The sequence below is a fragment of the Algoriphagus resistens genome (assembly GCF_001442615.1).
In the GTDB taxonomy this organism is placed as follows: domain Bacteria; phylum Bacteroidota; class Bacteroidia; order Cytophagales; family Cyclobacteriaceae; genus Algoriphagus; species Algoriphagus resistens.
In genome coordinates this window covers 21,445-33,221 of record NZ_LMXN01000018.1, presented here as the reverse complement: position 1 = coordinate 33,221, position 11,777 = coordinate 21,445, and the positions used below count along the sequence as shown (strand labels likewise).

Genomic DNA, 11,777 nt, shown 5'->3' with positions numbered 1-11,777 from the left:
AAACGTTTTAGTGTCGCATTTCCACTTTTATGCCAGTATTATAAGGCTCAATTCCCTCAAAAACAGCTATTCATCCATTATTTGGAAACATCTGCGGACAGGTTTGTCCGTGTACGGTCGAACAAGTCCACGCGAAGGTATGTAGGAAGTCATAGGCTGGAAAGTGATGGTTTATCAGGCTATCGTGTATTCTAAGGTGATAGTCTCAATTCTCTTATCCCGGATTTAGCTTCTTGGTACTTCACCCCATACCCTCATTCACTCTTCAGACTATTCACCGGATTTGTCATAGCTGCACGCAATGTATTCAGACTTACAACTACCAGAGAAAGAAACAACACGGCAAATCCCACTAGTGCAAACACCCAGATGCTGATGGTAATATGATAAGTGTAGCTTTTCAGCCAGTTATCCATTTGCCAGTAAGCGAATGGTACCGCAATGATAAAGGCAATCAGCACAAGCTTCAGAAAGTCTTTAGAAACAAGTAGAAGAACCTGGGAAACTGTAGCCCCCAAAACCTTACGTACACCGATTTCTCTAGTCCTTTTTTCAATCGTAAATGAAGCAAGTCCTGCCAATCCAATGCAGCAGATAAATATTGCTATGCCTGAGAAAATTGTGATGATTTTGCTCACTAGGTCTTCAGACAAAAACTTTCGTTCAAATTCCTGATCCACAAATTGGTATTCGAATGGGACTGCAGGGTTATATTTTCGAAATATTTCTTCCACAGACTGCAATCCAGCCTGAACAGAAGTACCTTCCCTAAGCCTTATACTGATCGAATAAGTACTTGTAGGATCAAAGAAGACCATCATGGGATCTACTGGGTTAAAAGGCGAATCCATCACGATGTTGTCTGTCACGCCAACGACAGTGTAAGAAGAGTTACCATATCTCATTTGCATGCCCACAGGTTCCTCTAAGCCCATGGCTTCTACCGCCGCCAAATTAAGAATCAAAGCCGATGAGTCGCTAGGCATTCCCGCAAAATCTGTCCCTTGGAGCATTTTGACTCCCATAGTCTCTGAGAAATCAACATCTGAATACATACCCGCCATAAGCAGGTTCATGTCCGTAGGTTTTCCCTCCCAGTCAGGGGATGGAGACCTCCACCAGATACTCGTAATAGGTGAAAATGTGCGGGTGGCTGCCTGGACCATTCCTGTTTTGAGAAGCTCATCTTTGATTACCGAAAAGTTTTTCTGTATATCTTCAGAGGATGATATCATGATGAGGTTATCAGGGTTGTACCCGATATCCCTGTTTTTGATATGCTGAATCTGCTGGTAGACAATGAGTGTGCAGGAAATCAGCAAAATGGAAATAACAAACTGTCCGACTACCAGAATATTCCTTGGCAATACAGCCTTACCACCTGCCAGAAAAGTGCCTTTGAGGATCTTAATCGGATTAAAAGAAGAAAGGTAAATCGCGGGATAACTGCCGGCAATCACACCTGTACATGTCACAACAGCCAACGAGATAATCCAAAATACTGGAGAGCTAAGGTCTAAAGAAAGTGTCTTGCCTGAAAGCTGGTTGAACCAAGGCATCAACAGGTAAACAGTAAGCACTGACACAAGAAAAGCAAGTAAAGTCAGTATCATAGACTCAAAAAAGAACTGGAGCATGAGTTGCCTCTTGCCTGAGCCCAACGTTTTCCGTATACCAACTTCTTTTGCCCTTCGTTCAGAGCGGGCTGTGGATAGGTTCATAAAATTGACACAGGCAATCAAAAGGATAATTACTGCGACAATTGAAAAAAGCCGGGCATAAACAATCATACCACCAGTGTTTACCCCATCTTTAAACTCCCCATAAAGCCTCCATTTGCTCATCGGAAAAGCGAAATATTCACTGATTTCTTTATCTGGCGGATTGTTTTCGATTTTTATGTCCGTAATTCTTTGTGAAAGTTCCTGCGGATTGGTGCCTGGAGTTACTTGAAGAAAGACATTCCAGGATGAATTCCCCCAGTTGGTCATCGCCTGCAGCAAACTCTCATCCGAATAATTGAATAGATGGATGTAATCAAACTGAAAGCTGGAATTTCCCGGCAGATCCTTGAGGATGGCGGTGACAGTTACCTCCTTGTCATTATCGATCTTCAGCGTCTTATGTAGAGGATTCTCATCTCCAAAAAATGCCTTTGCCGCAGACTCTGTCAAAATAATGGAACTGGGATCCGGTAGGGCTGTTTGGGCATTACCCTGAAGAAATTGCCAGGAAAACATATCGAAGAAATTTTCACTTACTGTCATCCCGTCTTTCCGCTGTTTTGTATCCCCAAAACCTAAAACATGAGATTCTGCATAGGAAGTCATGACCGCCTTCTCTACTTCTGGCAGTTCTTGCTCTAAAGTTGCAGCAAGTGGAAAAACCATGTTTTTATCTGTGAAAATCTGGTTATTGTAATCACGATGTGCCATCACCTGATAGATATCTCTGTAGTTTTCATGAAACTTATCGTAGGTAAGTTCATCGTACACCCACAGGAGTATAAAAATGGTGCAGGTACAACCGAGCGACAACCCAACAAGATTTGTCATGGAGAAAATCTTGTTTCTCATCAAGTTGCGAAAGGCAATTTTAAAATAGTTTTTCAGCATGGTTTTGATAAAAAGATCAGAAGAAATTGTCCGATACACCGCAGGTGCTCAGGCGAAGGAAGATTGAGAGTTGAATAGTTGCCGGTGATCAAGATTTCAGTTTGTTGGGGTATCCCGGATAGAGGACCGATGATTCTATCTTCGTTTTCCCCTTCCTAACTCTTGCTTTAAATTTCACCTCTTGATACTTTCTTCGTTGTTCTTAGTACATGAAGCACTTACCTACTCTAGACACCATTAGTCCACTCTTCCACATTCATGCCATGCGAAATAGGCCAAATTCCGCGATCAAGGGGTAAGAATAGATGTCAGATCGAAAAAGTACGGACAATAATGTCCGCAGTCGGGCAAATCAATTGTATTGCCGATTTGAGCTGTCCATCAAAGAGTTATCTCTCCGCCGGAGTCAGAGTCCTCGATGGCAACATATAATTGGGATTCTTTGACAAAAAAATCAGTATTTACTTAACAAATATGAATCAAATACATTACTTTCACTTTTGTTAAGTAAATAAATGTAAAATGGCACAACATTCTTTGGGAGAATTTGAAGAACTGGTACTACTGATGGTGGCGGCACTTCACGATGAGGCCTATGGTGTATCGATTCTTGAAGGTCTTGAAAAAGAGCTGGACAAATCATTGAACATCAGCGCGGTACATGTAGTACTGAAACGGATGGAGGAAAAAGATTATGTAAAATCAAGATTCGGAGGCATTACCGAAGCACGTGGTGGCAGACGCAAAAAATATTATGTTATTACTGCACTTGGCAAAAGGGTTCTCGATGAGCAGTTTGCTTTAAGAAACACTATCTACAACAGGATTCCAAAAATCTCCTTTGGCTGATGCAACCTCCAAAAAAAGCACTTCAATTCCTCCGCTGGTTTTGCCGGCAGGATTATCTCGAAGAGATCGAGGGTGATCTCTTCGAGGTATTCAGAAAAGAAGTGGAGGACTCTGCCCGTAAGGCCAAGTGGAAATTTTCTTGGAGAGTGCTCAACTACTTCCGACCGGAATTCATCAAAACCTTTACAAATTGCATGTCCCCATTGAACCGTTGGTAATCAGGCTGGATGACGGATACTTATGGGGTGTAGCCCTCATCCGGATCGATCCTGAAAAGACCACAGAAATAATCGAATCGCTGGAAGTACTTCACAAAAGCTTAAATCCCGACTTTCCCTACACTTACCAGTTCGCAGATGATGAATACGCCTCTTTGTATAAAAGCGAACAAGTAGTCAAAAAGATCTCAGGCTATTTTGCCTTTCTTGCAATTTTCATCTCCTGTCTGGGATTATTGGGGTTAGTGATTTTTTCCTCTGAGCAACGTTCCAAAGAAGTCGGCATCAGGAAAGTTTTGGGAGCAAGTGTAACTCAGATAACTACTTTGCTGTCAAAGGATTTCATGAAGCTTGTATTTGTTTCGATCCTTTTCTCATTGCCTATTGCCTACTATGTTATGAATAATTGGCTTGAAGGCTTTGAATACCGGATTACTATCCACTGGTGGATATTTATTGCCGCTGCTGTCGGTGCGGTCATAATTGCTTTGTTGACTGTCAGTGGACAGGCAATAAAGACGGCTCTGGCAAACCCAATAACTAGCCTTCGGTCAGAATAAGTTTAACAGTTCTTCAAGACCCAATCTTATTAACAAATACGTTACTTTTCATCTTTAAAATTCGTACTTCAAACTTTATATTTCTGACTTCTTATTCACTCTTCAGGCTCTTCACGGGATTCATCAATGCAGCTTTGATCGACTGAAAACTAACTGTAAGTAGAGCAATCAACATAGTCAATGCCCCTGCCCCGATAAAAAACCACCATTCAAGCTCTATTTTAAATGCAAATCCATCCAACCAGCTTTTGGTCACATAGTAGCTTATAGGTATTGCGACAACAACCGATATTAAAACCATTTTCGCAAAGTCCCGGGTCAAAAGGGTCAAAATTTTCCACTCACTGGAGCCCAAAACCTTGCGAATACCTATCTCTTTGATCCTTCTTTCGGCGGTAAAAGTTGCCAGTCCAAACAATCCCATACAGGAAATTATGATAGCAATGCCTGCAAAGTATCTGGAAAGTGCCGCAACACGATGTTCTGAAGCGTATAGGGCTTGATAATCCTGATCAAGGTATTTATAATTAAAGTTATACTCAGGATTAAATTTTCTGTAAAGTCCTTCAATCTTTGACAGGCTTTCCTGTTCATTTCCGGCCTCAAGTTTCACCATAAATTGCATAGCTCCACGTTCCAATAAAAAAACATAGGGTTTAACTTCCTCATAAAAAGATTGGAAGTGGAAATTTTTGGCGATCCCTACTATTTCGGCATTGCCATAAAAATCTATAACCTGACCTATGGGATTGTTCAGTCCCATAAGTTCCAAAGCGGTTTCATTAATAATCAACTGATCATTTTCTGATTGAAAATCATAGGAAAATGAGCGGCCTTCTTTTATTTCAATCCCAAGCAGCTCTATCATTCCTTCCATGACACCGGCGCCGTGAAATACAAATTCCTCCTCCGGATTTTTGCCGGGCCAGCTAACTCCAGTCATGATAGCGCCCGGATCAACTATAATCTCAGATGTACCTGAAGCATGGGATACACCGGGAATATTACGCAACTCTGATATAAACGCTAAATCCTGCCCCCCTTTAAATCCTTCAGAATCAAAGTAAATTACATTGTCTTTATTATATCCTAAATTTTTTGTCTGGATTAAATCGATTTGCTTGTACACTACCACTACCGACACTATAAATAGTACAGACAAGGCAAATTGAAACACTACCAATCCCTTACGAACAGAAACCTCACTCTTTTCGGTTTTTAATTTCCCTTTAAGAACAAGTGCTGGATTAAATCCGGAAAGATAAAAAGCCGGATAACTTCCGGCCAACAGTCCTGTAAAAGCAACAACTACAGAAATAGCAATGAACATCTTTAAGTCAAAGACCAAGGAAAGGTTTTTTCCAGTCAATAGATTAAACTGAGGTAGAAGAAGTTGTACTACGGCTATGGACAAAACTAGCGCAAAGAGGGTGAGCACTAGTGATTCGGTCAAATACTGAAGAATCATTGTTTTCCTTCCTGCTCCCATCGATTTCTTGATGCCCACTTCTTTTGCACGGCTGAAGGCCTTGGCCGTTGAGAGATTCATGAAATTAATTGATGCTATAACCAAAATGAATACAGCAAGTATTGAAAACAATTTTACGTATTCAATACGTCCACCTGCCTGAACACCATTTTCATATTTTCCATGTAGATATCCGGAGGAATAAGGCCTAATGAATAGTTCGTCCGGAGAGTTTTTATACTTTGATTTAATAAACCCGGCAATTTTCTCATTTAGCAGCTCAGGATCTGACCCTTCCGACAACAAAACATAGGTTCGATATAATAACTCATCCCATTCATACCATTGTGGCTGCAGATACCCTTTATACGCATCCCAAGAAATTAAAAAATCAAAGTTTTGTGAAGAATTTGATGGTATATCTTTAAAAACACCGGAGACCACATATCCCTCTTCTTTAACCTTTAGTGTCACAACTTTTCCAATAGCATTTTCTGCAGATTTAAACAACTTGACTGCAAGTGTTTCAGACAGAGCAATGGAATTTTTATCGGCCAATATCTGTCCTGTATTTCCCTGGATCAACTCATAGGAGAACATATTGAAAAAATCTTTTCCTACGAACCTTCCCTTTTCTTTCAGTACCACATCTTCATAAGCAATAGAAAGCTTAATGTCTTCAAAGCCCTGTATGGAGGCAGTTGTAACAGCCATTTCAACTTCTGGAATTTCTTCAGCCAAAGCTTCCGCTAAAAATGCCGGTGTAAAATTTTCTGTCTGAACCCCATTTCCGGATTGCCTGTTCACCATCACCTGGTAAAGCCGTTTATCTTTTTCATGAAATTGATCAAAACCCAATTCATCGCTGACCCACAAAAAAATCAAAAGGGCGCAGGCAAGCCCTGTAGAGAGGCCAATTAGATTAATAAAGAAAGTGCTCTTATCCCTCTTGAAACTTCGGAAGATCAGAAGGAGGTTATGTCGGAACATAGACAGATCAGTTTAGTCTTTTGGTTCGTGACTCTAGGGTCTGGAATCTTGATACTGACAAAGATGGTTAAGGATTAATTAGTTGTCTAATCTTCAATATCTGGTCATCTAAAAGCTTTGATCTTGACTCTAGCGTCTTGATACTAATAACTACTTGCTACTCATTCACTTTTCAGACTTTTCACCGGATTCATCATTGCAGCTTTAATAGAATGGAAACCTACAGTTAACAAAGCAATGCCCATGGCCAGTAGGCCTGCTCCAGCAAACATCCACCATTCCAGTTCGATCCGGTATGCAAAATTGTCCAGCCAGGTCTTGGTCATATAGAAACTTAAAGGCAAGGCAACCACAATGGCCGCTAATACCATTTTTGCAAAATCCCAGGACAGCAGCCTGACTATTATCCAGCCACTGGCTCCCATTACCTTACGTATACCGATTTCCTTTGTCTTCCTTTCGGCAGTAAAAGCCGCGAGACCAAACAGCCCCAAACAAGAAATGAGTATGGCCAATCCGGCGAAATAGCGTGATAAGGCAGCTACCTGCATTTCCGACACGTATAACTTTTGAAAATCCTCGCCAAGAAAGCTATACTCAAAAGGAATACCCATGTTGTGCTCCTTATAAAACCCCTCAAGCCGGGCCAAAGTCTCCTGCTCTGCTCCTGCCTTAATTTTGACCACTATGTTATTGGCTTTTGGCAATAGCCTGAAAAATAAAGGCTTCACTTTTTCATAGAGTGACTCAAAATTAAAATCTTTGACCACACCGACAATCTGTTTTTCCTCACCCCATAAACTGACCGTTTTACCGATAGGATCCGTAATCCCCATATCTTTAATGGCTGTTTCGTTAAAAATGAGTTTTGAATCTTCCGAACCGAATTCCCGCTCAAAAGATCGCCCTTCGGCCAGTTCTATTCCAAGAGTTTCTATCAGGTCATAACCAACCCCTAAAAGCTCGAAATCAACAACTTTGTCAGGTGCTTTACCCTCCCAGTCAACGGCAAGGGTGCCGCTGTGAAGGCCAACAAGATCTCCGTCCATATAGGATGCATCGATGATTCCATCCAGCTTTTTTATCTCTGACAGGAAAGTTTCCGGTGCTTCAGCTACCTTTCCCTCTGCTGTAAATGTGATAACATTATCACGGCTAAAGCCAAGATTTTTCGTCTGCACAAGCTCCAATTGATTGGAGATGATTACCATGGCTACTATCAATACCGTAGATAGTACAAACTGAAAGACCACCAAGCCTTTTCTTACCCTAACTTCACTTGTGGAAACCTGCAACTTCCCTTTTAATACCGCTACGGGATTAAAACCGGACAGATACAGTGCCGGATAACTGCCGGCTATTACTCCGGTTAAGACCAATAGAGCAAGGCTTATCAAAATTGACCATCCGTTCATTTCCATGTACAGATGCTTCCCTGTGATCTGGTTAAACTGTGGCAGCAATACCACCACTAGAGTAATCGCAACAAGAAAAGATAAAAAAACCATCGCCAGAGATTCTCCCAAATATTGGAACACAAGTGTTTTCCTGCCTGCACCTATCGCCTTTTTAACACCTATCTCTTTTATGCGTCCAGTCGCTTTAGCCGTGGACAGGTTCATGAAATTGATGCAGGCAATCAGGAGAATAAAAGCGGCAATGATAGAAAATAGCCTTACATATTCAATTCTGCCCCCTATCAATACGCCATTTTCATAGGTATTATACAGATACCTGTCTGAATAAGGGCGAGTAAACAGGGTAATTTGTGATTCAGGGTTCTTCGACTTGACGAAATTGAGGATTTTATCATTGAACCTGGAAACATCCAAGTCCTCCTTTGCAAGTACAAATGTACTTGGACCGCTGTTTCCCCATTCGGATAAACCCGGTGAGTTTTTTAAAAGTAGGTCATAGTTGAAGAGGATATCAAATTGGATGGAAGCGTTGGCGGGAAGAGATGCGAAAACTCCGGATACCATAAACTTCCCTTCAAGCCTTTCTCCTTTCCAAGACACGGACTTGCCAACCGCTTCCTCAGGCGTTTGAAACAGGCTTGCTGCCAAGGTCTCGGAAATGACTACCGAAGACGGATCGGAAAGGGCCATGCTCTTGCCACCCCATAGAAGTGGATAAGTGAATACTTCGAAAAAATCCCTGTCTGCATACTTCGATTCGGCTTTCACATAGATATCATCAAGGGATAGCACTCCATTAAAGGTGTGCTCAGCAGGGGGAAATACCGAAACAGCTAATTCCACTTCGGGCATCTCCTCTGCAAGTGCCCTTCCAAGCAAACCCGGGAGATGTTCTCCCGTACTGATTCCCTGAGGCTCATCAAGATTCTTCATTACCTGCAATAGCCGTGGATCATTCTCATGAAACTTGTCCACCTGCAGCTCATCGTTCACCCATAGAAAAATAAACAACACGCAGGCTAATCCTGTAGACAGCCCGATAAGATTGATCAAGAAGGTGCTTTTGAAACGCTTGAAGCTGCGGTAAATTAGGAGAAAATTATGTTTTAACATAGGTTAGCGCGTTTAAAGCGTTTAAATAGTACAAGGTTACCCAAATGATACTGGTTAATTAAGAGATTGTCACGGTTCTTTGTTGTTACCAATGACGATAAGGTCCTATCTCCGAAAACGTATCATTCACTCTTCAGACTCTTCACCGGATTCATCATTGCAGCTTTGATGGACTGAAAGCTGATGGTCAACAGTGCCACTACGATAGAAAGTGCTCCCGCGATCAGGAATATCCACCAATGGATAGACACCTGATAGGCAAAGCCTTCCAACCATTTATTCATGGCATACCAAGCCAGCGGAGTGGCTACGACAATAGCGATCAAGACAAGTTTGATGAAATCTTTGGATAGCAAGCCTACAATGCTTCCGATGTTTGCTCCTAGTACTTTCCTGATTCCGATCTCTTTGGTACGCTGTTCTGCCGTATAAGTAGCTAAGCCCAGCAGCCCCAAACAGGCGATCAAAATCGCTAATACCGAGAACGTGGTAAAGATCTGTCTGAATCTGAAATCTGCTTCATATTGCTTATTGAAATCCTCATCTAGAAAGCTATAGATAAATGGTCTATGTGGTGCCAGTTCTTTCCAAACGGATTCAATCTGAGCCAATGTTGCCGATAGGTTTTCTCCCTTTACTTTTAGACTCACATACCTACTTGCATAAGCTTCAAAAGGTAAAGTCAATGGTTCAACGGTATTGTGTAACGAGATATAATTAAAGTCCTTCACCACCCCGATCACTTCTCCAGCCCTTCCCCACTGGTCAAACTTTTTCCCTACTATATCTGCGGGATTGGAATAACCATACTGTCTGGCTGCCGCCTCATTAATGACCAAAGCCGAGGTAGAATCCGAAGGATAATCTCTCGAATACGATCTTCCTGCCACCAACTCCAGACCATAATGATCGATAAAATCCAATCCTACCTGAAATATGGCCTGTCCTCGCTCTACCATCTCCCCGTCAAGCCCCTCAATTGTTGTACCTGCATTGGGAAAATGACTTCCCGGAACGCTCCGTGAGAATGCAACAGAAAGAATATTGGGATTTTTCTCGAGCTCATTTTCCAAAGAAGAAGAGACATTGTTGACCTGCTCATCATAATTATAATCTACCACCACCATGTGTTCTTTATCAAAACCCATGTCTTTATCCAGCAAGTGACTCACTTGAGAATAGACGATGATCGTCCCTGCGATCAGTGCGATTGAAAGGCTGAATTGAAAAACTACCAATCCCTTGCGAAGATTTCCCCCTCTTGCATCAGATTTATTAATTCCCTTGAGAATCATTACCGGACGGAAACTGGACAAGACCAAAGCTGGATAGGATCCTGCCAAAAGCCCAACCAGTATGATAATACCCAAAAAGAAAGGAATGGTTTGCCAGTTAAGGATACGGTTAACCTCCAGCACTTTTCCTGTAAGGTCATTCATCATCGGCAATGAAATTGATACAAGAATAACAGCTATTACTGCAGCAAGCAGCACAATGATCAGAGATTCGCCCAGAAACTGGAAAATCAGACTGTTTTTATCCGCACCAATGGACTTTCGTATCCCTACTTCCTTCGCCCGCTCCATGGATCTTGCAGTAGAGAGGTTCATAAAGTTGATGATGGCAATTCCCAAAATAAAAAGGCCAATGATCGAAAACACATAAATATTAGCCAGGGACCCTGTATCACCAGGCTGTCTTTGAGCGGATGTTTTTAAGTATACATCACTAAGAGGTTCTATGGCAATTGTATAAGGATATTCTTTGTTCGGATTTCTCTGATCCAAAAACCCAGGAATTTTAGCTTCAAACGAAGCTCTATCAAATGTCTCATTTACAAGAAAATAAGTATAAGAATCCACATAGCCCCATTGGTCAAACACCCCAGGTCTGGACTGTTTGAATGTACTCCTGGAAAGTAGCGTGTTAAATTTAAGATGTGAATTAGATGGAAAATCTTTCAGGACACCTGTGACAGTATAATCTCCAGCAGCTGATCTTCCCGACACTTCGCTTCCTTTTAACGTTTTGCCTAAGGCTTTTTCATCACCAAAGTATTTTTTGGCAGTAGTTTCATTCAAAACTGCACTGTAGGGAGCAACCAAAGCAGTTTTAGGATCACCTTCGACTAACTCCCAGCTGAACACATCAAATACAGTGGAATCCATAAATACAATTCCATCTTCCTGCTGGGTCACATCCCCCACCGTAAACAGGATATCTGCCTTTCCTGAAAACTGAACTACCTTCTCAATTTCAGGGAAATCCAACTGCAGGGCAGGTCCAATAGGCGCATTCCCCCAAACCCAATAATCTTCAGTTGAAGATCCTTCTTCTACTCCATCTCCAGCTAATTCACCATGGAGGACACGATAAATCCGATCACCTTTTTCATGGTACTTGTCATAGGAAAGCTCATCCTGCACAAACATAAAAATGAGCACACAACAAGCCATGCCGATTCCTAATCCCACAATATTGATAAAGGAATAGACCTTCTTTTTGAGAAGATTCCTATAGGCAATTTTAAAGTAGTTTTTCAGCAT

General features: G+C 41.7%; 7 protein-coding genes. 3 read left to right on the top strand and 4 right to left on the bottom strand.

All coding sequences use genetic code 11. The features are described from left to right. Positions 1 to 254: 254 nt before the first annotated feature. A complete protein-coding gene (locus tag AS141_RS23240) occupies positions 255 to 2,615 on the bottom strand; it encodes an ABC transporter permease (protein WP_057940111.1) in 2,361 nt (786 codons plus the stop codon). 522 nt (positions 2,616 to 3,137) lie between these two features. On the opposite strand from AS141_RS23240, the gene AS141_RS23235 reads away from it, so the two are divergent. Genes AS141_RS23235 through AS141_RS23225 form a run of 3 tightly spaced genes read left to right on the top strand, consistent with a single transcriptional unit; the run spans position 3,138 to position 4,242 of the window. After that, entirely contained in the window at positions 3,138 to 3,464 is a 327-nt protein-coding gene (locus AS141_RS23235) for a PadR family transcriptional regulator (protein WP_057940110.1), read from the top strand. After that, positions 3,464 to 3,682, top strand: coding sequence for a permease prefix domain 2-containing transporter (locus tag AS141_RS26930; RefSeq protein ID WP_057940109.1), 219 nt, complete (start codon positions 3,464 to 3,466; stop codon positions 3,680 to 3,682). Before AS141_RS23235 ends, AS141_RS26930 begins: the two co-directional genes overlap by 1 nt. Further along, positions 3,655 to 4,242 carry an ABC transporter permease gene (locus AS141_RS23225; protein ID WP_198293596.1) on the top strand — a complete coding sequence of 196 codons (588 nt, stop codon included), beginning with the start codon at positions 3,655 to 3,657 and terminating at the stop codon, positions 4,240 to 4,242. The genes AS141_RS26930 and AS141_RS23225 overlap by 28 nt, the downstream gene beginning before the upstream one ends. 91 nt (positions 4,243 to 4,333) lie before the next feature. Here AS141_RS23225 and AS141_RS23220 read toward each other — a convergent pair whose 3' ends face one another. The 3 genes from AS141_RS23220 to AS141_RS23210 all read right to left on the bottom strand — a co-directional run bounded on the left by AS141_RS23220 (position 4,334) and on the right by AS141_RS23210 (position 11,777). Beyond that, complete coding sequence (locus tag AS141_RS23220) at positions 4,334 to 6,700, bottom strand: ABC transporter permease (protein ID WP_057940107.1); 2,367 nt, start codon at positions 6,698 to 6,700, stop codon at positions 4,334 to 4,336. Positions 6,701 to 6,861: 161 nt separating this feature from the next. Continuing rightward, entirely contained in the window at positions 6,862 to 9,231 is a 2,370-nt protein-coding gene (locus AS141_RS23215) for an ABC transporter permease (protein WP_057940106.1), read from the bottom strand. Between the two features lie 122 nt (positions 9,232 to 9,353). Then, positions 9,354 to 11,777 (bottom strand): ABC transporter permease, encoded by a 2,424-nt coding sequence (locus tag AS141_RS23210; protein WP_057940105.1) that lies wholly within the window; start codon positions 11,775 to 11,777, stop codon positions 9,354 to 9,356.

Coding starts and splice junctions, on each gene's coding strand:
- AS141_RS23240 (WP_057940111.1), bottom strand. CDS start 2,615: ATGCTGAAAAACTATTTTAAAATTGCCTTTCGCAACTTGATGAGAAAC.
- AS141_RS23235 (WP_057940110.1), top strand. CDS start 3,138: ATGGCACAACATTCTTTGGGAGAATTTGAAGAACTGGTACTACTGATG.
- AS141_RS26930 (WP_057940109.1), top strand. CDS start 3,464: ATGCAACCTCCAAAAAAAGCACTTCAATTCCTCCGCTGGTTTTGCCGG.
- AS141_RS23220 (WP_057940107.1), bottom strand. CDS start 6,700: ATGTTCCGACATAACCTCCTTCTGATCTTCCGAAGTTTCAAGAGGGAT.
- AS141_RS23215 (WP_057940106.1), bottom strand. CDS start 9,231: ATGTTAAAACATAATTTTCTCCTAATTTACCGCAGCTTCAAGCGTTTC.
- AS141_RS23210 (WP_057940105.1), bottom strand. CDS start 11,777: ATGCTGAAAAACTACTTTAAAATTGCCTATAGGAATCTTCTCAAAAAG.